The sequence below is a fragment of the Pseudoalteromonas sp. NS-SX12 genome (assembly GCF_057367955.1).
Genome location: NZ_CM170634.1, coordinates 1,482,414 through 1,502,597, shown reverse-complemented (window position 1 = coordinate 1,502,597; position 20,184 = coordinate 1,482,414). Strand labels below are relative to the sequence as shown.

Here is a 20,184-nt window from a genome sequence, read left to right as displayed (position 1 = left end):
TTATCCCTGAGAGAGTAATTCTGATAATTCAATAATCGCGGCATTCGCGCGCGATAAATAATTTGCCATTACCAATGAGTGATTTGCGACAAAGCCAAAGCCACTGCCGTTTAACACCATTGGGCTCCAAACAGTTTCTTGTGTTGCTTCCAATTCACGCATAATTTGCTTAACGCTAACACGTGCATTTTTCTTTTCTAACACATCGGCAAAGTCGGTTTCAATGGCCGCAAAAAAATGTAACAGCGCCCAACTCGCACCGCGCGCTTCATATAATACATTATCGATTTCTAACCAAGGCGTTTTAACCAATTGGTGTGATGGCGCATAACTTGCGCGACGCGCAGCTGTATCGCCGGCAAGATCAGTGTTAATTTTATCTTGCCCTACGCTACTGCTTAAACGCATGCTTAAACTACCTAAACGCTTTTCAACCTCTTTTAGGTAGGCACGTAAATTGTCAGCTCGAGCATAAAATTGCGCGCTAGAATCTACCGGATTTGCGATATCTTTACGGTAACGAATTAATGCGTCTATGCCCTTTTGATACTCATCTTCCGCACTTGGTAAAATCCATGCGGTTGAATTGATATTAAACTGTGGCTGTGCAGCTTTAAGCTCAGAGTGTTCCGTTGATTGAGACTGAGAGCGACTAAAATCTTTACGCATTGCCAACGTGATATCACGGGTCATTTCCAACACGCCAAATTCCCATGACGGCATATTATCCATCATTACTGACGGTGGCATTACATCGTTAGTTAAATAACCACCTGGCTTATTTAACAATGTGCTGGCAACTTCAATTACAGCAGTTGTAGTAACGTAACCGGTAACCACTTGCTGTTGTTCTTGTTTAGCCGCATTTTCTGCGCGCTCTTGCACGTTAAATATATCGGGTTCAATACTCCAATAAACCGCGATTAGATAAAAAAACAAGAAAATAAATGCAACCGCAGCTGCAATTTTACCTTTATGTTGCATATCCCCTCCTAGTGATGGTGGTGATGCTGATGCGCATTCTCAACGCTTTCATTAATGCCAACAACCGTCGCTTTACCGTTTACCGTTAAACCAGATGCAAAACTAAATGTAGCACTTAGCGATTCACCTTTAATTAATTTAGATTTAGGTGAAAACAGCATAAGGTGCAAACCACCTGATTGAAACATCGCTGTAGAATGTGCATCGATGGCCAATTTTTCTAGTTTAACCATACTCATCATGCCATTTTTCTGCACATGATTATGGATCTCAACACGACCCAATTTTTCAATGCTGACTGAAGTAAGCACTTGATCTTGGTTCGTGTGGTTAGCAAGCTGAAAATACCCAACGCTTGATGGCGCTCCGGGAATAAACTCGCGAACAGTAAAGTCAGATACTGTAATTTGGTTAGCTGCAAGTGAAAAAGAAAAAACTGAAATAATAATTAATAGATAGCGCTTAAACATCAAAATCCCTCCATGCTTTGATTCAGTATACTACAGAGGAAGATGCAAAAAGTACCTGAAAATTATTAATTATTGTAAATTTTAGGGGGAGCGGTTAGGTCCAGCTCCCCTAAGTAAAAAATTAATAATAGCGTGCTGGCAGTACTGTTGCTGCAACAAAATAAGCGAGCAAAGTTGCGACAGGAAAAACCAACAACGCTGCCACTGCGGCTAATCTTACGCTCCAGATTGGTAAACTATTACCAAGAGCAAGACCTGCGCACACGCCCGACACTTTTTTGTTTAGTCTGTCTTTGTAAAAACTGCCGTTATGTATATGAGATTTCATAACCCCTCCTACGCTGCTTTTTTAGCAACTTGTGCTTTCAATGCCGCTAGCTCTTCATCTAGTGCGTCGTCTTTTTCTAACTCGTCAAACTGCGTTTTAAGGTTCGAACTCTGAGTTACTTCGTAAGACTCAATTTGTGCCTCAATGCGGTCCACTTTGTATTCGATTTCGTTAAAACGCTCTAGCGCCCGATCAATTTGCTCACTGTGAAGCTGTGATTTGGCTTTCACTCTAACTTCTGCTGACTGCGAGCGAATTTGGTACTCTTTCAGTTTGCCCTTCGCTTGCGTTAGTTTTTGATGCAATGAATTACTGTCTTGCGCAACTTTACTTAGCACTTCATCAATACGATCAATTTCTGGTTGAATCACATCGATTTCTTTATTTGCTTTTTGCTTTTCAGCAAGTGCTGCTTTAGCAAGATCTTCACGCTCTTTTTGCAACGCTTTTTCAGCTTGAGCATGCCAATAGTCTGCTGATGATTGCTGTTTGGTTAACTTGCGCTGCAGTGTTTTCTTTTCAGCTATCAAGCTTGCCGATGTAGTGCGTAACTCTACTAGCGCTTCTTCCATTTCTTGTACCATTAGACGCACTAGTTTTTCTGGATCTTCAGCACGGTCTAAGGCTGCTGATACGTTCGCTTGGATAATGTCGGTTAATCGAGTAAAAATGCCCATAACTCTCTCCTGTTGATATTCGTCTATTTTTTCTCTTGTGTATTCTGTTATTCCAATCATTGTGCCAAAACAAACAAAACCAACAAATACAATAAGTTAAAGTTAATTTAGATTTATAAAAAGTTGTAAAATAGTTAAATTAACCACAATATTGGTTAAATTAACTAATAATTAAAGTTTTATTTAGCGAGTATTTTACGAAGGTTTAAGCGCGTGATTTTAAAGCTAGCGCTAAGTAGTGAATTAAATCAAAAAGATTACAAGGCACTGCTTTACGATAACAATTAATTAAAGGTTACGACACTAACTAAGAAAATAACGCGCTATTGATAACGCTATTGAATGCATCAACAACGGGATTAATTGCAAACAAGCTTATATAGAGAAGGTATATGTAATGTCTCAAACGTCAGGTGTAATTCCAAACGTATTACAGCTGCCCCAAGAGGGGAGAAATTCGCAGATTAAGGATTAACAAAGATTACAAGCTTAAATATGAAATAAAGCTGCAGATTAATTATTTAAAAAGAGTTTGACCACGCTGCCCAATAAATCCGTGCCACACACCCACTGTCACTAATAAACTAACAACTGGTAATAAAAACAGGCTAAATAAATCAAGTAAGTCCAACATTTTAAGCTCCTTTTTCGCACTTCAATTGCAATAAGTTAGCCACACTCGGTACTTGCTCACACACCTGCTCAAGCTGCGCTTGTTGCTCTGCTTGCGTTGCAAGTACAGATTGCAGAAGTAAACTGATAAGTAACAACGCTGTAGTAACTATTTTTGCTAACATAACGTTCGGTTAATATTAAGAATCGTACGTAATACATAACAAAGAACATGCCAAAAACATAACCAATTGATTTAAAAGAAAATAACGAAAATCACCAGTCTAATAAATAAAAAAAAAGCCAAACACTGGTTAATTTAACCAATATTTAGCTTTTAATTTTCCCAAATACGGAATTGGGGTTTCCCTATTTCGGGATATTACTCAGGAACAAACGCCAGCGCTTCTTCCAGTAATGAAATTTGGGCATCTTTCTTATGACCATTTTCAGAAAGATGACGACGGTATGAACGTGCTCCTGGCTGACCTTGGAAAATACCCAGCATATGCCTTACAACATGCCAAAAGTTTGCACCTTGTGTCATTTCTGATTCTATATAATCAAACATATTGCGCACCACTTGGTGGCGAGTCAACATGGTACTTTGCTCATCACCATAAATTAGCTTATCAACTTCAGCCAGCATATATGGATTGGCATATGCTTCACGTCCAACCATTACACCGTCAATATACTGTAAATGCGTTAAACATTCATCAATGGTTTTTACGCCACCGTTTAGTGAAATGTGACAATCACTAAAATCACGCTTAAGTTGGTAAACACGCTCATAATCGAGCGGCGGGATTTCACGGTTTTCTTTCGGGCTTAAACCTTGTAACCACGCTTTACGTGCATGGATTATAAAATCACGACAACCCACATTATAATTAGCATCAATTAATGCAGTTAAGAACTCGTAAGAATCTTGCTCGTCAATTCCAATACGCGTTTTAACGGTAACAGGAACGTCTGTTTCCGCTTTCATCGCCGAAATACATTCAGCCACTAACTGAGGCTCAGCCATTAAACAGGCACCAAAACGGCCATTTTGCACTCGATCAGATGGGCAACCGACGTTTAAATTAATCTCTTGATAACCATATTGGTCAGCACGTTTTGCGCATTCTGCTAATGCTTTAGGATCGGAACCACCCAATTGCAATGCCACTGGTTGCTCATGTTGGCCAAAATGTAAGTAATCACCTTTGCCAAAGATAATTGCACCAGTTGTAATCATCTCAGTGTATAACACTGAATGCTTTGTTAATTGTCGATGGAAAGTACGACAATGCCTATCCGTCCAATCGAGCATTGGGGCTACAGAAAAACGTCTATTCACGCTACACCTCAGTAAATATGGGGTCGCGATTCTACTCGATTTTTTGTCTTTGCTCAATTTATATTCATAAAAGAGGGATTTGCTTAAAGACTTAACTACAAATAGTTAAATTGATTGTGGTAAGATGACTTTGATATCGAGGAACAATTTTATGACAGTTGAAGCATTAACAGAAAAAGCAAAAGTCGTTTGCAACGACAAAGGGGTTCGCTTTACGACAATTCGCGAGAAAGTTTTTCGCTTATTGGCTGGCACTCAATCAGGTGTTGGCGCTTATGATTTGCTAGAGCAATTAAAGCAAACTGAGCCTAATGCAAAACCTGCTACAATCTATAGAGCGCTCGATTTCTTAGCCGAAATGGGCTTTATTCACAAAATTGAAAGCACTAATGCATTTATGCTGTGCCATCATTTTGAACATACTCATCCAGTTCAGTTACTCATTTGCGAAAAATGCGGCCATGTTGAAGAGCTTCATTCTCACGCAATTGCGCACGAGCTGAACAACCAAGCGACAGATTTGGGTTTTAAAGTTGTAACTCAAACAATTGAAGCGCGTGGTATTTGCGCTAAGTGTCAATAAATATCAGAATTAGTTTGCAAAAATCGCAACTTCATTCTTGAATTATAGATGATATACGCCTAAAAAACGGAACCGGACTAAAACATGAATGTAGAATTCATAAACCCATTTATTTCTTCTTTGCTCAATGTGTTATCAACAATGGCACAAACTGATCTATCGCCGGGCAAGCCCAAAATAAAGAAAACAGAAGTAGCTGTTGGCGATGTATCTGGCTTAATCGGCATGGTTGGCCCACAAACTAAAGGTTCTTTGTCTATCACATTTGATGGCGAACTCGCCATGACCATTATGGAGCGCATGCTCGGTGAACGCCCTGAGAAAATAAATGAAGAGGTCACCGATATGGTTGGTGAAATTACCAATATGGTTGCCGGTGGTGCTAAAAACCTATTAGGCGACAAGGGCTACGAATTTGATATGGCAACGCCCGTTGTTGTATCAGGTAAAGACCACACTATCACGCATAAATGTGAAGGCCCTAAACTTATTATGCCGTTTACATCGGATTTTGGTGCAGCACATATTGAGGTTTGTTTCGACAAACTATAATTATGAGTTGGCAACAAAAAAGCTTTCAATTAAAACCTCGTGCGCGAGGTTTTCATTTAATAGACGCTGAAATTACGCATCATCTTGCTGAACTGAGCAATTATCGTATTGGCATACTGCACCTATTTATACAGCACACATCTGCGAGTTTAACGATTAACGAAAACGCCGATCCAACCGTGCGTATTGATATGGAAACTCATTTCAATAAGTTTGTACCGCAAGGTCAAAGTTATTATCAGCATGATTACGAAGGTGATGATGATATGCCAGCGCATATTAAGGCAAGCACACTGGGTTCAAGTATCTCAATTCCCATTGCTAATGGTCAGCTTAATATGGGCACGTGGCAAGGTATTTATCTTGGTGAACACAGAGATTACGGAGGTGCTCGCACCTTAGTCGCTACAATACAAGGCGAGGTATTCTAAACCTCGCACTTAGCTGTAAAATAAAACTATTCTTGGATATACTTATATTCAACCCGAGGGGTTATGTTGCACAGAAGCTCGTAAGGAATGGTCGTTGCAAACTGCGCAATTTGCTCAACTGGCAAATTTGGTCCCCATAACTCTACTTCATCACCTAAGGCCACTGAGTCGTCATCGCCAAGTTCTACGGTGATCATATCCATCGACACACGACCGACAATCACAAAGCGCTTACCTTGAATCATCACTGGCGTGCCGTTTGGCGCATGTCTTGGGTAGCCGTCGCCATAACCCATTGCTACCACACCAATTCGAGTATCGCTCGCTGCACGCCAGGCACTGCCATAACCAACCGTTTCACCCGCTTTTACATCACGAATAGCAATAATACTGCTGGTTAATCGCATTACTGCGATTAATTGATGATCTTGCCCTGTTGAATCGATCATTGGTGATACGCCATAAAGCATTAAGCCAGGTCTAACCCAATCACAATGACTATTTGGCCAACCAACAATGCCCGCTGAATTTGCCAAGCACAGTTCGTTATTTCTTCCTTTAATACTATCGAAAAAGAGCGCCATTTGCTCCGTCGTTTTACCATCGTCAAGGTCGTCTGCGCAGGCGAAGTGGGTCATTAACTTAATATTTTCAGCCACACTAACACAGCGCTCTAAACGCGTGTACATATCATGACACTGATTAGGCTCAATGCCTAAACGGTGCATGCCGGTATCAAGTTTTAACCATGCAGTTATTGGGCTTGCAAGCTGTGCGTTTTCAAGCATAACCAGCTGCGCTTCATCATGCACCACAACATTAAAGTTACTGGTTGCCGCAATCGCTAAATCTTCCGCGCGAAAAACCCCTTCTAGCAGCACGATTGGCTTAATTACACCACCTGCGCGTAACGCCAAGGCTTCGTCAATTCTGGCAACCGCAAAAGCATCTGCGTCAACTAGGCTTTGCGCAATAGTCACTAAACCATGACCATAAGCATTGGCTTTTAACACAGCCATAATGCGTGAACCCGGCGCAAGCTCTTTTACTCGCGCTAGATTAAGATTTAACGCTGTTAAATTGATTTCGGCGCAAGCGAGTCGCATTAATACTCATCATCCACTGCAGGTCCCGCGTAGTTATCAAATCGCGAGAATTGACCTTGGAAAGTTAAGCGTACTTTACCAATTGGACCGTTACGCTGCTTACCAATAATAATTTCAGCGACGCCTTTATCGGTTGAATCCTCGTTATAAACTTCATCTCGATAAATAAACATGATTAAGTCGGCATCCTGCTCGATTGAACCCGATTCACGTAAGTCGGAGTTGATTGGACGTTTATCAGCACGTTGCTCTAGTGTACGGTTCAACTGAGAGAGTGCAATAACCGGACATTCAAGTTCTTTTGCTAAGGCTTTAAGAGATCGTGAAATTTCAGCGATTTCTAATGTTCGGTTGTCTTGTAAGCTTGGCACTCGCATTAGCTGAAGGTAATCCACCATAATCATGCTAATACCGCCATGATCACGAGCGATACGACGCGCACGTGAACGCAACTCAGTAGGTGTTAGGCCTGATGAGTCATCGACAAACATTTTGCCTTTTTCAATCAACAACCCCATGGTTGACGATAAACGCGCCCAATCATCATCATCTAGCTGACCGGTACGTACTTTGGTTTGGTTAATACGACCAAGGGATGCCAGCATCCTCATCATAATCTGCTCTGACGGCATCTCTAGCGAGAAAATAAGCGTTGGCTTGTCTTGCGTCATTGCAGCATGCTCTGCAAGGTTCATGGCAAATGTGGTTTTACCCATTGAAGGACGCGCGGCAACAATAATTAAGTCTGACGGTTGCATACCCGCCGTCATTTTGTCTAAATCGCTGTAGCCCGTACTTACACCCGTCACACCGTCTTGCGGTGATTGATATAACTCTTCAATTTTGTCGATGGTTTTTTCCAGAATATTATGAATATTCTGCGGACCATCTGAGCTTTTTGTACGTTGCTCAGCAATTTTAAATACTTTGGTTTCAGCTAAATCGAGTAAGTCGTGGCTATCTCGCCCTTCAGGGTTATAACCGGCATCAGCAATTTCATTAGCCACATGGATCATTTCACGAACTACTGCGCGCTCGCGTACAATTTCAGCGTAAGCGTTGATATTCGCTGCACTTGGCGTGTTTTTAGCGATTTCGCCTAGATAAGCAAATCCACCAATTGAATCCAGCTCATTGGTTTTTTCTAATGTTTCAGAAATAGTAATTAAATCGATGGGTTGACCGCTTTCAACTAGCTTTTCCATCGCTTCAAAAATGAGCTTGTGCGTGCGGGTATAAAAGTCTTGCGCTACAACTCGCTCGGCAACACGGTCCCATGCTTCATTATCAAGCATTAGGCCGCCCAACACCGACTGTTCAGCTTCAATTGAATGCGGAGGGACTTTTAAGGTATCTAACTGTTTATCTGCTTTTGCCATGACTGGATTTAACTCGAAGAGAATCTAGCTATTCTAACCAGAACCAATAAAAAAACCCAGCATTGAGCTGGGCTTTATTAAATATGCGCGATGATTAATTGTATTTTAACTCAATACGACCATTTACTGTGTCGATTTCGATTTCAACATCACCATCTTTCAGTTGAAATTCAAGCGAGCTTGATGGGCCATATTTTGCTTTTTTAGGTTTATCTTTTGATAGACCATTTCTAATTTTACCGCCAGCGTGAGCTGCTATTTCAACATCTGCTGATAAGTCACGCGGTAATTTAAACAAAATATCACCATTAACTGTTTCAGCTTGAATATTAGCGCCACGGCTCAAAGCTTTCATAGCAACTTCAACTTCTCCGCCCACCGTTGTAATTTCAAAATTTTTAATTGTATCAGCGTTAATTTCTACATCGCCATTAACGCTTTCAATGCGAATATCTTGACTCAGTGTTGTACTTTTTAAATCACCATTTACTGCCTCAAAACGCATATCACCTTGTGAATTAGTATCGCGAATATCACCATTAACCGTTTCGATACGAATTTGACCGTTTAGGTTGTGTGATTTAATGTCGCCATTTACGGTATCAAGATTGATACGACCCGTAACATCTTGAATATCAATATCACCATTTACCGTATCCAGCACAATGCCTGCGCTAAGCTCTGCGATATCCATGTCGGCGTTTACACTTTCGATATTGATTAAATGTGTTTTTGGCACGAAGATGGTGAGCTTAGAACCTTTACCGTCTTTACGATTGTAATGATTTGGCATTTCCACAATAAACTCGGTACGTCCGCCTTTTTTGTTACGGAAGATATAACCATCCGCTCGGTCATCAAGGGTACCCGAAACTTGCATTTGCTGTTTATCCCAACCTTTTAGGATAATTTCGCCCTGATCATTTTCAATATATATTTTGTTATTGCTTGGTACATCAATGGTTTTATCGATAAGCTCGCCGGCCATCAATGAAAACGATAATAAACTACTACAAACAAAAGCTAATAATTTCATAACACTTCCTCTTAAATTCGTTGCCAGCTAGGCTCATGAACCTTGTTAATTAAATCGAGTTGTTGCTGGTAAACTTGCGACAACATTCTTAGTAATGTGGCGTTTTCTGGCTCATTTTCTAACGCTAACTTAATCGCTTTTTCTGCTTCTTCTAACTCTGCTAATTGCGCTTGCCAATTATCAGCAAGGGCTTTTTGATCGCTGTACTTTACAAGCAAAGCTTGCTTTTCATGTTTAAAGGTTTTCGTCATCGCTTTTAAGCCCGCCTCATATTGGCTGCTTTGTTGGTTAAAAAACACTTGATAACTCAGTAAGCCTAAACACATACACGCAGCTAACGCGGTAACTTGCTGCCAAACATGAGATTTTTTACTCGTCTGTTTAGGCTGATTAGCAATCGCGTTTTCCACGCCCTGCCATAAATCTTTTTTAGGGCTAACCTCAGTTGGCAATTGAGCAACTGCTTCATCTAGCATTTTGTCTAAATTAGTCTGTTTCATTACTCATCCACTCTTTTAATAAACTACGTGCTCTGTGGTACTGCGCTTTAGAAGAGCCCACAGCCATATTTAACTGTTCTGCAATTTCTTCGTGGCGATACCCTTCTACCGCAAACAATACAAATACAAGTCGCGCTTTTTCTGGTAGCCGCACTATGTATTTATCTAACCCGTTTAAACCGTGGCACATATCCACTTCTTGTTCTGGCATACCCGCCTGTTCAAAACTGACAACTTTTTGCAACCAATTGGTTTGCCGACGCAAATAACTAATAGTGATATTTGCCGCTACACTGTGTAACCAGGTAGTAAATTTTGCTTTGCCATCAAAACTCGATAGCTTTTGCCATAGTTGAACAAACACTTCTTGAAGTGCTTCCTCAGCAAGGCTTTCATTTGCGGTTAAACGTAAAGTAAGTGCAAAAACGCGTTTATAGTGACGGTTATACAAGTCATGGAATGCTTGCCTATCGCCCATATTCACTTTTTCGATTAACTGCAGATCAAAGTTTGCTTCTTGTTCTTTTACAAAACGCTGCTCTGCATCAATTAACACATTTACTTCCCTAGTGTTGTTTTCTTGTTGATTACTTTATTAGACGTAAGAAGGGTTTGGAAAGGTTTAAATGAAAATAAATTTTTTTGAGAAAAATAAAACGCCCTTTAAAAAGAGCGTTTTATTAGATAGTTATCTTAGATTATAAGTAGCGCCAGCCTTTGAAGACGAGCTTTGTTGCACCACAACAGGTAGATACATTACCAATTTCACCTAACTTAGTATCGTAGTGAAACCCTCCTGCACCATCAATAGATACTGTTTTGGCACGAATTGACCCCATTGTAGAGCCACTTGCTTTTATCAACGCATCTGTTTTTGGCGCGTAAATAGCAGCATAAAAATCACCTGTTGCATTGACTTTGATACCATCTTCACCTTGGTAAGAAGAGTAGATTGAAAATACAGGGTTACCTGATTCAGTTATACCTTCAGTCTGAACCACACCTTTTTGAATATGAACTTTGCCCGTTACGAATAAAGTAAGGCTAGCGCCATCCTCAATTTCTAATTTTGAAGACCCACTTGTAGTCAAGGTAAAGTCACCATCTACAAATAAATAAACGTCATTATTTGCAGCAATTTTTAATGCTCCACCATTAAGTAGTAGATCCTTAACTTTGAACATCGGCACACTTTCACCAGTAGGTAATTGCTCATTTCTTGCTGATAAACTGGGAAATGATTCCCCCCAAACTGGCGCTTGTGATGGGGCTGTATATGATCTGTCATACAGCGTATAAATTGAATTTTCACTTCTCAAAGCAAGCGATTCTATGCCAAGCTCTTTGTATTCATTCATATTGTTATCAATACCAATTGGATCACAGTTTGTTGCTGGATCTGTAGTATCAAAGTTTTCATCAATTTCACTATCAGGCGGACGTGATGGCACTGTTGGCACATTTGGAAGTACATTAAATGTAGGGTCGGTATATAACAAACCATCTTGATTGTACTGTGAAGGCAAAGAATTGGGAGTCGTAAGTATTCCTCCGTACATAATATCTTTACCGTTATTATCTCGATTTAGCACCTCATTTAAGCGACCGTTACCTAGCGTTAGATCTTTTTCAGCCCGAATAACACCACCTATTTGAGTTTGTGCAAGAATAACGTCACCGTTTGACAAAACATCTCCAGATACAGAAATATAGATAGTCTCTCCTTCAGGCATTTCATCACTTTTTCGGCCATTTTGCGGGCCTACATCAATGGTTATATTGCCATTTGCATGTACATCACCATAAACTGTTGCACCGCCAGACAATTTAATATTACCAGTTGCACTAACATCGCCCCAAACACTGGCACCACCACTCAGCGTCACATGACTATCTTGATGAATAGTAGTAGTCGCTGATGCAGGAATCGACGTTTCACGAGAATATGCCCCTAAACTGGAGTTATAAGCATCTATTCGACCACCCGCCGTAGATGTAACGCCTTCACAACCAATTAAGCCAGAAGAAAAAGCAGACGCAGCACCTTTATTTACCAGTTCAAAAAGTGCAACTGTATTATTGGCACCTTCAAAGCGCTTACCGTCACTGTTTAACTCCAATAAGCCGTCACTGTTAACACCTAACTGAGCAGCATAAGACATATTATCGGTTTCTGCGCTGCCAGTGATATAAGGATTTTCACCTAAGGTATCGTTTATTAATTCCGCAATGGTTGCATCGGGATTTTTACTCAATTCTTCAATTACACGTTTATGTGTCTCAAAAATCCCTTTCTCAGACACTAAGCGGGCATTCATTTTCTTTTGATAGTTACCAGTTAAACGTTCTTGAATAAAGTTATCACGCAATGAACTCAATACGATAATGCTCGTCATTGTGGTTAATATCATTACAGAAAGTAAGGTAAAACCTTTTTGCTTTTTCATTAATTCAATGCCTCTTCTAGTATCTTGCCACTCAGCGCAATATCTATTCGAAATCCATTTGCCAGCATATCCACATTTAAATTTACAGGTACTAATGTGATCTCTACTAAATTACCATTTATGCGATAACTAATATCTTGTAGGCCAGTTAATAAAACTTGTTCATCGGCAGCATTTACCTGGCAGCGTAATTGACTATCAATCAAAGTAAAGGTCTCGATAAAAGGCACTGCTGGCTTAGTACTATTGCATGCGGTCGCACCTGAGGTTGCTTGCTCAACTACAATGGTATTTGCATTAGGAATTGTGGGTATCGTTTTAGTTTGTTTTAAACTTCGGGTAAATACTTCCGAGCTATACCTTAAAACTTCTTGCGCGTTTTCAAGCTCTTTCGAAGTGTCTACTGATTCGCTAATAGCGATATACACATAGGAAATACCAGCCATCAAAAAACTACTTACCGCTAAAGCTACCATCAGCTCAACAAGCGTAAATCCATTTTTTACATATTTAATCATTGCTAGCAGCTCCCAGAAATATCAGGAAAACTGGCTTCTATCTCTACGCGATTGGCCAAATTGTCGGTCATCCGATTATCAGACCAACTCACGCCAACGCGAAAAAAATCGCTGTTGAAGTTATTCTCAAAATCAATTGTATATTTGTTAAATTGAGCATCAGGAGTTACATCAGCAAATGCAACATTGCCCTTTTGTAAATCACATAAATTAGCCCAAGTTTGCTCTACCGCGTTATTTGCTTGTAGAAGTGACAAAGTGTAATCAAATGAGTTTGAAGCATATTTTAGTGATTGCAATTGTCCAGCTGCCATACCTAATAAAGCAAAACTAGAAACAATCAGTGCTACCATTACCTCGACAAGCGAAAATCCGGCTTGGTTTGTGTATTTTTGTATTTTGCTCATTAACAATTCCCTTTTTCAATCTTACTTTGTCCACTGGCATATACACGGAAACAGCGATCTGTTGTATCACCATCACGATCACTAATATCAATACTAGTGACTGGAAACTCACCCAACGGTGTGATTGATTGTGTAGTAACACCAGATACCACGACCCCTGTTTGATCATTATCAAAAACAACAAATGTTTGATTATCAATACTGGCTAACCAATTAGAGCCTTGCGCTGTTAAGGTGACTATTTTTTCACGCTTAATCGCTTCACTTCGCGCCATTTTAAACGTACTCATAAGCTCATTAGCCGTGCTAACTAAGCGGTCTTGCTTGATATATTTAATGAAACTTGGCGTGGCAACAGCAGATAGAATGCCGATAATTGCTACAACAATCATAACTTCAATTAACGTGAAACCTATGTGTCTTTTCATGCTATTTCCAACACGATTCGATGCTGGCGGAGGTGAAGCCTTGCTGATTGATTGATAGGGAGCCGCACTTATCACCTACTTGATCCCCCTTAGGTGCAGCTGTTAATGAAAACTCAGTATCGCTTACAGGTCTGTAATTATATGCATAGTAGTCAGACTGTTTAAATGTAATTGCTTGCGCATTAGGGTATCGCCCCAAACGCGTATAGTTACGTTCCAGTACTCCTGCTTGTTGCATCAGGTACTGCTGCGCTTCAGCCCGTCGCCCATCTTTGACATAGTCACCGTAAGCTGGCAACGCAACCGCTAGCAAAATACCAATAATGGTAACAGTTATCATTATTTCAACTAAGGTAAACCCAGTCTCTTTGAATAAGTGCCTTTTTCTCACTTTGTATCCCCTAAAATACATGCCCAAAACATGACAACGCTGTCATTATCGCGCAATATTCATGCAAATCAATACCTTTCAGTTATATGTTAATTTCTTTTTGTAAATGTAGGTGAACACTTAGGCGTGATAAAGGAGTCAGCAAGGAAGGAATTACAAGCATAAAAAAACCGAGCAAATGCTCGGTTTTTTACTAATCAAGAAACTTGATTAAGCTTCAGCGATAACAATTACTTTAATAGTAGTTGTTACTTCTGAGTGAAGCTGGATAGCTACATCGAATTCACCTGTTTCACGGATAGTACCGTTAGGTAGACGAACTTCTGATTTAGCAACTTCTAGGCCTACAGCTGTGATAGCGTCAGCGATATCGCGAGTACCGATAGAACCGAATAGCTTACCTTCGTCACCAGCTTTAGATACAAGAGTAACTTCAGCTAACGCTTCTAGTTTCTCTGCACGAGCTTGTGATGCTGCTAGTTCTTCAGCTACTTTAGCTTCTAACTCAGCACGACGTGCTTCGAAAGATTCAATGTTAGCTTTAGTTGCTGGAACTGCTTTGCCTTTAGGGAAAAGGAAGTTACGTGCGTAACCTGCTTTTACAGAAACTTGGTCGCCAAGCGCACCAAGGTTACCGATTTTATCTAGTAGAATAACTTGCATGTCTCTACACCTTTTAAAAACTAGTTAAACCGCTGCTTACTTATGTAAGTCAGTGTATGGAAGAAGGGCTAAGTAGCGTGCGCGCTTGATAGCTGCAGCTAGTTGACGCTGATATTTAGCGCTAGTACCTGTGATACGGCTAGGTACGATTTTGCCACTTTCTGTGATGTAGTTTTTAAGAGTAGCTAGATCTTTATAATCGATTTGTTGTACGCCTTCCGCTTTGAAGCGGCAGAACTTACGACGTCTGAAGTAACGTGCCATGAGATAAATCTCCAATAGTAATTCTTTCAATATGATGAGCATGTAACACTAACTGACTCACGCCATTTCGGCCTTCGTGACGGTTAATAAAACCGCGTACAGTAAGTTGGGTGCCCATATCAATATCTTGAGTTTGTTGTTTTAAGCCTTCGCCACTGGCAACCACTTGAATGCGAACATAACTACTACGATTAAGTCCTGCTTCCATTTGCGTAGATTTGTGTTCTAACACAAAAATACAGTGTGGTATTCCGGCTGGGCTTTGACTGAATTTAGGTTTTTTACAAACCGTGCCAGACAAAACGAACTGGTTATCAGTCATACAAGTCTCAAAAACGATTAAGCTTCTGCAGCTTCTTTCTTCTCTTCTTTAGCAAGAGGAGAAGCTTCAGTTACAGCATTTTTAGTACGCATAACTAGGTTACGTAGTACTGCATCGTTGTAGCGGAAAGAAGTTTCAAGCTCGTTGATTACTTCAGTTGGTGCTTCAACGTTCATTAGAACATAGTGTGCTTTGTGAAGCTTTTCGATTGGGTAAGCCAGTTGACGACGACCCCAGTCTTCTAAACGGTGAATTTGACCACCAGCTTCAGTGATAGAACCAGTATAACGCTCGATCATACCAGGAACTTGCTCACTTTGGTCTGGGTGAACCATGAATACGATTTCGTAATGACGCATGGGTATTCCTTACGGTTAATTTAGCCTCGTACCGTTTCGACCGGTCGGTTTAAGGCAAGGAAAACAAAGTTTAAATGGTCGAAAGAGCGCACATTTTACGCACATTGATTGCAGAGTGCAAATAGAATTTTTAAGAGAATTTCAGGGTTCAGGGTTCAGGGTTCAGGGTTCAGGGTTCAGGGTTCAGGGTTCAGGGTTCAGGGTTCAGGGTTCAGGGTTCAGGGTTCAGGGTTCAGGGTTCAGGGTTCAGGGTTCAGGGTTCAGGGTTCAGGGTTCAGCAAAGCTTCTGAAACCTGAACCCTTATAACAACAGACTAATTAAGCGCCAGGTTCCATAATTGAAGTAGTGCCTTTTTTCGCAAGCTCAGCAAGATCTTTATCAATCCAGAATAATGCTTTACCGTCTTCGCCTACTAATTCAATTTTGTCTAAAATACCTTTAAACAGCTTTTCTTCTTCATGTTGTTCAGCAACATACCACTGTAAAAAGTTAAATGTTGAGTAATCATGAGTAGTAAACGCAACATGCGTTAATTCATTAATTGCTTTGGTGATTTGACACTCGTGCTCCAGTGTTTCTCGAAATACATCACCTAACGACGCAAACTCATGTGGTGGCGCAGCGATCGACCCTAAAATTGGCATCGCGCCAGTTTCACTAACATAAGTGAACAAACGATTCATATGATCCATTTCTTCTAACGCGTGCTTACGCAATAATTCTGCCGCGCCTTCAAAACCTTTATCTTCACACCATGCACTCATTTGTAAATAAAGGTTTGATGAATAAAACTCTAAATTGATTTGCTCGTTTAATTTTTCAACCATTGCAGGTGCTAACATAACTGACTCCACGACGAAATAGATTAACTAATACCAATTCATTTAATTGCAAGGAACTTACAGATTAAACAAATACTAACTGCACCTAAACTTATCGATGTCAAATAACACCATAAGAATAATATCGCTTTGTTAGCATTTCATTTATCCTGCGCTGTATTTAATTACACACGTAACAGAATTGGTTTAAAAGTCCGCATTGTAAGCGTTAAGCAGTTAAATGCAAGGCATTTAACTGCTTAATTTAATTAAAGAAAAACGTGAATAAAAGGGTAATAAAAACAAGTCTTATTTGTTTCAGAGGTTCGTTAGAACAGCTTCTGCACTTGAAACTTCAAAGGCTTTAGGCTCTTCTAGCCACAATTGAGTAACAGTTTGATTTTCAACAAGCATGGCGTAACGCTGTGAACGATAACCACCAAATACACCTGTCTCTTTACCTAGCCCTAACGCTTTAGTGAACGCACCATCACCATCTGCCAACATATCAATATTTGCTGCACTTTGTGCATCACCCCACGCCTTCATTGCAAACGCATCATTAACTGAGATACAAATAATGCGGTCAATCCCTTTTTCTTTAAATGCATTAAAATTCTCAACAAAACCCGGTAAATGCCTTGCTGAACAGGTTGGAGTAAATGCACCTGGTACTGCAAACATCACTACTTTTTGATTTGCGAATAAATCAGCAGTCGATGGCGTAGTCATACCATTTTCAGTTAATAGGTTAAATGTATGGTTTGGCAGTGTTTGGTTCGTTTCAATCATATCTGTGTCTTCCAATTGTTGGCGAATACCCACTATTGTAGACCTAAAGAATGACGAATTTGAACCATCTTCTGCTCTAAATCACTCTGTATTCCTTGTACTTGCGTATTTGATTGTTGTACACGCGTTTTAAGCTGTGCCATCGCGCGCGAAAACTCATTCAAATAATTACTTTGTTCAAGGGCAAAGCTACTTGCTTGATTTGCCACTTCAGAGGCTGATAGCGCATTATCCGCAACACTGCTCGCGGTTTCTTTTAGTTGTGTTGCCGATTTTGTTTGCTGGCTTGCATTGTCTGCTAGCTCGCCCATTTGTTGCGAAACCTGCTGTGAACTTAAGGTTAAGCCATCTAACTGTTGTTTTATGCTTTGCAATGAGCTTTGGGTTTGTTTCGCAAGCTGCCTTACTTCATCAGCCACCACAGCAAACCCTCGTCCATGTTCGCCTGCGCGCGCCGACTCAATCGCGGCATTAAGCGCAAGTAAATTGGTTTGCTCGGCAATGGAGTTGATAACTTCGAGAACAGACGCCACATCGCTTACGCCTTTTAGTAACTGGTCCATCGAATCCATACCCGATTGCACTTGTTGTTGGGTCTTGTTACTCGCCACCAGCATCGACTCAGATTGACTTACACTGGTTTCCATTGCACTGAATGTTAGTTCCGCATTGTTTTTTACCGTGCCGTTAATATCATTAACTTGCTCGCCAATTTCAGTCACTTGGCTTAACAGGCTTTCACTTTGCACAACTTCATCTATCGATTGCTCTGACGCCGTTAGCATTACTTTTAGCTGCTCACTCATATTTGCTAAAAAGTCGCTCACTAATTGCAAAGTTTCAGCGCGTTCTTGTGCTTCTAATTTTTGCTTTTCAATCAACTGATTAAAGTACTGCGCAATTTCACCCATTTCAGTTTTTGGGTTATCTGTTTGAATATGCTCTAAATTATCGTTTTCAATTAGCTTAGAAAATGCGTTTCTGAGTGCCCTCACAGGTGTAAGCACTTGCTTTCTTTGTGTAAAATAGACCACTGCCGCAATCACAAATAGTCCTACAACCGCCACTAACAAGGTATAAAACACGCGCTCTTCGATTAATGCCTGCTCATCACGCAGTTGTTTTTCAGCAGTTAAAATGCTGTTAGTTAACGTGCTAATTTCTTCTCGAAGTGATGAAATTCCCAACTCACGTTGTTCATTTAAACGCTTGGTATTTGCCAACTCTTTTGGCAAACGATTGGGTAAACTAACAAGTTCGGCTTGGATCTCTTCACCAAGATCTTCAGGCTCATCGCCCGTTAGCATTAGTTCGTCTTCATCAATATTAGGGTCAAAAACACCTAATAGGGGTAGGTTTTCAATCTCTTTTGCAACTCGTGTCAGTTCAGCCAGCACTAAATTGGTACTTTCTAAATTGTTTTCTTTCAATGCAATAACCAGTTGCACGACATTTGTTTGATAAGCATTTGCCAATACATAAAAACGTGTTTGGCCATTTGAGCTTTGCGCTTTTTGCGCGTACTGACTTAAAGCACTGGCATAATCTGCCATTTCATTAAGCGCATGGTCAATCAATGCATTTTTATTACCGCTTAACTTACCCAGTGCCAAGTATTTTCCGTCAATGCCGCTTTGTAGCTGTGTTAATTGCACTTGCAAAGAAGAAGAAATAGAGGCCGGTAAAATCGTTAATTTTTGTTCAACCGATTCAATATGTGACTTTGCCAAGGTTAAGTACTGATTATCACCATACGTTAAGTAATCTTGCAGGCTATTCGCTAAGTCGACTACAACCGTATTTTTAAGCTGATTGTACGAAACGGTTTGTTGATTAAGGGTGTTTATTGTTTGGCTTGCCCACAAAAGTACAGCTGCAAGCGCAATACTGATGGCACTTAAAACGACTAAAAGTAATCGGGTAAAACTTGAAACGCGCATAGGGCACTCTAAATCTATTAACTTGCCCTGCGAGTATATGACTTTATTATGACGTTTTTGTTTCAGTCATCGCTGCTTTGACATAAACGTCAAAGCGATTTTTCTTAGTCTTGATTTGCATTGACGGCGTTTTTTCAGCTAAAAATGGCGCGTAATCAGGGCGTTTTACCACAACTCGTTTCGATGCTAATTGGTACGCAGGCGCTAACAATTCATCAGCATCTAAATCAGAACCAACTAATGATTGAAACACCCGCATTTCTTTTTTCACCGCCGCTGATTTTTCACGGTGTGGAAACATGGGGTCAAGGTACACTACGTCAATTTCGCTATGAGTATCTGGCAACAACTGGTGACTCGAACCGAATGCCATTTTCATACGCTCGCTCATCCAACTGCCAATTTCGGCATCAAGATACGCGCGTTCTAAGCCATCAAATAGAAGTGCAGCAACAACTGGGTGACGCTCATGTAACGTCACTGTACAGCCAAGCGATGCCAAAACAAAACCATCACGCCCCAGTCCGGCTGTACCATCAAGTACATGCGGTGTGATGCCTTTGCCCTTGTTTAAACCAATTGCTTTAGCGATAGCCTGCCCTTTACCACCACCAAATTTACGTCTGTGTGCAGCGGCACCTGTTACAAAATCAACACGAATCGCCCCCAATTTTGGCTCATCATTTTTGCTTAATGCTAATCCATCGTGATCATAGTGAAGGGAAAATAACGGATTGCTCGATAACCATTCAGATAACGCAAAGCGCTTATCAAGCTGTTCAAGGTAGTCTTTTTGTTCAGGAATGCTGTTAGCAATTAACACAGAAA

Annotated in this window: 27 protein-coding genes; 3 read left to right on the top strand and 24 right to left on the bottom strand. The window is 40.5% G+C overall.

Features of this window, described 5'->3' with window-relative positions:
* The 6 genes from AC2IOM_RS07070 to dusA all read right to left on the bottom strand — a co-directional run bounded on the left by AC2IOM_RS07070 (position 1) and on the right by dusA (position 4,416).
* Positions 1 to 984: a DUF2333 family protein gene (locus AC2IOM_RS07070; protein WP_486359531.1), complete on the bottom strand. Its 984-nt coding sequence runs from the start codon at positions 982 to 984 to the stop codon at positions 1 to 3.
* Between the two features lie 8 nt (positions 985 to 992).
* Entirely contained in the window at positions 993 to 1,454 is a 462-nt protein-coding gene (locus AC2IOM_RS07065) for a copper chaperone PCu(A)C (RefSeq protein ID WP_486359530.1), read from the bottom strand.
* Between the two features lie 121 nt (positions 1,455 to 1,575).
* Entirely contained in the window at positions 1,576 to 1,782 is a 207-nt protein-coding gene (locus AC2IOM_RS07060; RefSeq protein ID WP_010561936.1) for a PspC domain-containing protein, read from the bottom strand.
* An 8-nt stretch (positions 1,783 to 1,790) separates the two neighbouring features.
* Positions 1,791 to 2,459, bottom strand: coding sequence for a phage shock protein PspA (pspA, locus tag AC2IOM_RS07055; protein ID WP_486359529.1), 669 nt, complete (start codon positions 2,457 to 2,459; stop codon positions 1,791 to 1,793).
* 635 nt (positions 2,460 to 3,094) lie between these two features.
* Positions 3,095 to 3,256, bottom strand: coding sequence for a hypothetical protein (locus tag AC2IOM_RS07050; RefSeq protein ID WP_157813504.1), 162 nt, complete (start codon positions 3,254 to 3,256; stop codon positions 3,095 to 3,097).
* 197 nt (positions 3,257 to 3,453) lie between these two features.
* Positions 3,454 to 4,416 carry a tRNA dihydrouridine(20/20a) synthase DusA gene (dusA, locus tag AC2IOM_RS07045; protein WP_486359528.1) on the bottom strand — a complete coding sequence of 321 codons (963 nt, stop codon included), beginning with the start codon at positions 4,414 to 4,416 and terminating at the stop codon, positions 3,454 to 3,456.
* Positions 4,417 to 4,567: 151 nt separating this feature from the next.
* Between dusA and AC2IOM_RS07040 the strand changes: the two genes are divergently transcribed.
* The 3 genes from AC2IOM_RS07040 to AC2IOM_RS07030 all read left to right on the top strand — a co-directional run bounded on the left by AC2IOM_RS07040 (position 4,568) and on the right by AC2IOM_RS07030 (position 5,982).
* Complete coding sequence (locus tag AC2IOM_RS07040; RefSeq protein ID WP_010561939.1) at positions 4,568 to 4,999, top strand: transcriptional repressor; 432 nt, start codon at positions 4,568 to 4,570, stop codon at positions 4,997 to 4,999.
* Between the two features lie 84 nt (positions 5,000 to 5,083).
* Positions 5,084 to 5,551 (top strand): chemotaxis protein CheX, encoded by a 468-nt coding sequence (locus tag AC2IOM_RS07035; protein ID WP_100914037.1) that lies wholly within the window; start codon positions 5,084 to 5,086, stop codon positions 5,549 to 5,551.
* Between the two features lie 2 nt (positions 5,552 to 5,553).
* Positions 5,554 to 5,982 (top strand): secondary thiamine-phosphate synthase enzyme YjbQ, encoded by a 429-nt coding sequence (locus AC2IOM_RS07030; protein ID WP_100914038.1) that lies wholly within the window; start codon positions 5,554 to 5,556, stop codon positions 5,980 to 5,982.
* A gap of 26 nt (positions 5,983 to 6,008) precedes the next feature.
* On the opposite strand, the gene alr is transcribed toward AC2IOM_RS07030, so the two are convergent.
* The 18 genes from alr to AC2IOM_RS06940 form a co-directional block, all read right to left on the bottom strand.
* Positions 6,009 to 7,088, bottom strand: a complete 1,080-nt coding sequence (gene alr, locus AC2IOM_RS07025; RefSeq protein ID WP_486359527.1) for an alanine racemase — start codon at positions 7,086 to 7,088, stop codon at positions 6,009 to 6,011.
* The gene (gene dnaB / locus AC2IOM_RS07020) at positions 7,088 to 8,467 is read right to left on the bottom strand and encodes a replicative DNA helicase (protein WP_010561943.1); all 1,380 of its coding nucleotides are present in this window, start codon (positions 8,465 to 8,467) and stop codon (positions 7,088 to 7,090) included. The genes alr and dnaB overlap by 1 nt, the downstream gene beginning before the upstream one ends.
* A 94-nt stretch (positions 8,468 to 8,561) precedes the next feature.
* A complete protein-coding gene (locus tag AC2IOM_RS07015) occupies positions 8,562 to 9,503 on the bottom strand; it encodes a DUF4097 family beta strand repeat-containing protein (RefSeq protein ID WP_486359526.1) in 942 nt (313 codons plus the stop codon).
* Positions 9,504 to 9,514: 11 nt separating this feature from the next.
* Positions 9,515 to 10,003: a hypothetical protein gene (locus AC2IOM_RS07010; protein WP_486359525.1), complete on the bottom strand. Its 489-nt coding sequence runs from the start codon at positions 10,001 to 10,003 to the stop codon at positions 9,515 to 9,517.
* On the bottom strand, positions 9,990 to 10,559 hold the full coding sequence (locus AC2IOM_RS07005; protein ID WP_010561946.1) for an RNA polymerase sigma factor: 570 nt from the start codon (positions 10,557 to 10,559) through the stop codon (positions 9,990 to 9,992). The genes AC2IOM_RS07010 and AC2IOM_RS07005 overlap by 14 nt, the downstream gene beginning before the upstream one ends.
* 142 nt (positions 10,560 to 10,701) lie before the next feature.
* Positions 10,702 to 12,450 carry a DUF7305 domain-containing protein gene (locus tag AC2IOM_RS07000; RefSeq protein ID WP_486359524.1) on the bottom strand — a complete coding sequence of 583 codons (1,749 nt, stop codon included), beginning with the start codon at positions 12,448 to 12,450 and terminating at the stop codon, positions 10,702 to 10,704.
* Entirely contained in the window at positions 12,450 to 12,968 is a 519-nt protein-coding gene (locus AC2IOM_RS06995; protein WP_486359523.1) for a PilW family protein, read from the bottom strand. Before AC2IOM_RS06995 ends, AC2IOM_RS07000 begins: the two co-directional genes overlap by 1 nt.
* A gap of 2 nt (positions 12,969 to 12,970) precedes the next feature.
* The gene (locus tag AC2IOM_RS06990; protein ID WP_138630203.1) at positions 12,971 to 13,375 is read right to left on the bottom strand and encodes a type IV pilus modification PilV family protein; all 405 of its coding nucleotides are present in this window, start codon (positions 13,373 to 13,375) and stop codon (positions 12,971 to 12,973) included.
* On the bottom strand, positions 13,375 to 13,803 hold the full coding sequence (locus AC2IOM_RS06985) for a GspH/FimT family pseudopilin (protein ID WP_486359522.1): 429 nt from the start codon (positions 13,801 to 13,803) through the stop codon (positions 13,375 to 13,377). Before AC2IOM_RS06985 ends, AC2IOM_RS06990 begins: the two co-directional genes overlap by 1 nt.
* Before the next feature lies 1 nt (position 13,804).
* Positions 13,805 to 14,194 carry a type IV pilin protein gene (locus tag AC2IOM_RS06980; RefSeq protein ID WP_486359521.1) on the bottom strand — a complete coding sequence of 130 codons (390 nt, stop codon included), beginning with the start codon at positions 14,192 to 14,194 and terminating at the stop codon, positions 13,805 to 13,807.
* Positions 14,195 to 14,404: 210 nt separating this feature from the next.
* Entirely contained in the window at positions 14,405 to 14,857 is a 453-nt protein-coding gene (rplI, locus tag AC2IOM_RS06975) for a 50S ribosomal protein L9 (RefSeq protein WP_010561952.1), read from the bottom strand.
* Positions 14,858 to 14,893: 36 nt separating this feature from the next.
* Positions 14,894 to 15,121 (bottom strand): 30S ribosomal protein S18, encoded by a 228-nt coding sequence (gene rpsR / locus AC2IOM_RS06970; protein ID WP_010561953.1) that lies wholly within the window; start codon positions 15,119 to 15,121, stop codon positions 14,894 to 14,896.
* A complete protein-coding gene (gene priB / locus AC2IOM_RS06965; protein WP_038637364.1) occupies positions 15,096 to 15,443 on the bottom strand; it encodes a primosomal replication protein N in 348 nt (115 codons plus the stop codon). Before priB ends, rpsR begins: the two co-directional genes overlap by 26 nt.
* Positions 15,444 to 15,460: 17 nt before the next feature.
* Positions 15,461 to 15,802 (bottom strand): 30S ribosomal protein S6, encoded by a 342-nt coding sequence (gene rpsF / locus AC2IOM_RS06960; protein WP_010561955.1) that lies wholly within the window; start codon positions 15,800 to 15,802, stop codon positions 15,461 to 15,463.
* A 318-nt stretch (positions 15,803 to 16,120) separates the two neighbouring features.
* Entirely contained in the window at positions 16,121 to 16,645 is a 525-nt protein-coding gene (gene ftnA / locus AC2IOM_RS06955; protein WP_010561957.1) for a non-heme ferritin, read from the bottom strand.
* A 297-nt stretch (positions 16,646 to 16,942) separates the two neighbouring features.
* Positions 16,943 to 17,416, bottom strand: coding sequence for a redoxin family protein (locus AC2IOM_RS06950; RefSeq protein ID WP_486359553.1), 474 nt, complete (start codon positions 17,414 to 17,416; stop codon positions 16,943 to 16,945).
* A 32-nt stretch (positions 17,417 to 17,448) separates the two neighbouring features.
* Positions 17,449 to 19,356, bottom strand: coding sequence for a methyl-accepting chemotaxis protein (locus AC2IOM_RS06945; RefSeq protein WP_486359520.1), 1,908 nt, complete (start codon positions 19,354 to 19,356; stop codon positions 17,449 to 17,451).
* 46 nt (positions 19,357 to 19,402) lie between these two features.
* The gene (locus AC2IOM_RS06940; RefSeq protein WP_138635040.1) at positions 19,403 to 20,179 is read right to left on the bottom strand and encodes a class I SAM-dependent methyltransferase; all 777 of its coding nucleotides are present in this window, start codon (positions 20,177 to 20,179) and stop codon (positions 19,403 to 19,405) included.
* Between the last annotated feature and the right edge of the window lie 5 nt (positions 20,180 to 20,184).

Coding starts and splice junctions, on each gene's coding strand:
- AC2IOM_RS07070 (WP_486359531.1), bottom strand. CDS start 984: ATGCAACATAAAGGTAAAATTGCAGCTGCGGTTGCATTTATTTTCTTG.
- alr (WP_486359527.1), bottom strand. CDS start 7,088: ATGCGACTCGCTTGCGCCGAAATCAATTTAACAGCGTTAAATCTTAAT.
- AC2IOM_RS07050 (WP_157813504.1), bottom strand. CDS start 3,256: ATGTTAGCAAAAATAGTTACTACAGCGTTGTTACTTATCAGTTTACTT.
- priB (WP_038637364.1), bottom strand. CDS start 15,443: ATGACTGATAACCAGTTCGTTTTGTCTGGCACGGTTTGTAAAAAACCT.
- rpsF (WP_010561955.1), bottom strand. CDS start 15,802: ATGCGTCATTACGAAATCGTATTCATGGTTCACCCAGACCAAAGTGAG.
- AC2IOM_RS06985 (WP_486359522.1), bottom strand. CDS start 13,803: ATGAAAAGACACATAGGTTTCACGTTAATTGAAGTTATGATTGTTGTA.
- AC2IOM_RS07065 (WP_486359530.1), bottom strand. CDS start 1,454: ATGTTTAAGCGCTATCTATTAATTATTATTTCAGTTTTTTCTTTTTCA.
- AC2IOM_RS06945 (WP_486359520.1), bottom strand. CDS start 19,356: ATGCGCGTTTCAAGTTTTACCCGATTACTTTTAGTCGTTTTAAGTGCC.
- AC2IOM_RS07015 (WP_486359526.1), bottom strand. CDS start 9,503: ATGAAATTATTAGCTTTTGTTTGTAGTAGTTTATTATCGTTTTCATTG.
- AC2IOM_RS07030 (WP_100914038.1), top strand. CDS start 5,554: ATGAGTTGGCAACAAAAAAGCTTTCAATTAAAACCTCGTGCGCGAGGT.
- rplI (WP_010561952.1), bottom strand. CDS start 14,857: ATGCAAGTTATTCTACTAGATAAAATCGGTAACCTTGGTGCGCTTGGC.
- AC2IOM_RS06995 (WP_486359523.1), bottom strand. CDS start 12,968: ATGATTAAATATGTAAAAAATGGATTTACGCTTGTTGAGCTGATGGTA.
- AC2IOM_RS07035 (WP_100914037.1), top strand. CDS start 5,084: ATGAATGTAGAATTCATAAACCCATTTATTTCTTCTTTGCTCAATGTG.
- AC2IOM_RS06950 (WP_486359553.1), bottom strand. CDS start 17,416: ATGATTGAAACGAACCAAACACTGCCAAACCATACATTTAACCTATTA.
- dnaB (WP_010561943.1), bottom strand. CDS start 8,467: ATGGCAAAAGCAGATAAACAGTTAGATACCTTAAAAGTCCCTCCGCAT.
- ftnA (WP_010561957.1), bottom strand. CDS start 16,645: ATGTTAGCACCTGCAATGGTTGAAAAATTAAACGAGCAAATCAATTTA.
- AC2IOM_RS06990 (WP_138630203.1), bottom strand. CDS start 13,375: ATGAGCAAAATACAAAAATACACAAACCAAGCCGGATTTTCGCTTGTC.
- AC2IOM_RS07010 (WP_486359525.1), bottom strand. CDS start 10,003: ATGAAACAGACTAATTTAGACAAAATGCTAGATGAAGCAGTTGCTCAA.
- AC2IOM_RS07000 (WP_486359524.1), bottom strand. CDS start 12,450: ATGAAAAAGCAAAAAGGTTTTACCTTACTTTCTGTAATGATATTAACC.
- AC2IOM_RS07040 (WP_010561939.1), top strand. CDS start 4,568: ATGACAGTTGAAGCATTAACAGAAAAAGCAAAAGTCGTTTGCAACGAC.
- rpsR (WP_010561953.1), bottom strand. CDS start 15,121: ATGGCACGTTACTTCAGACGTCGTAAGTTCTGCCGCTTCAAAGCGGAA.
- pspA (WP_486359529.1), bottom strand. CDS start 2,459: ATGGGCATTTTTACTCGATTAACCGACATTATCCAAGCGAACGTATCA.
- AC2IOM_RS07060 (WP_010561936.1), bottom strand. CDS start 1,782: ATGAAATCTCATATACATAACGGCAGTTTTTACAAAGACAGACTAAAC.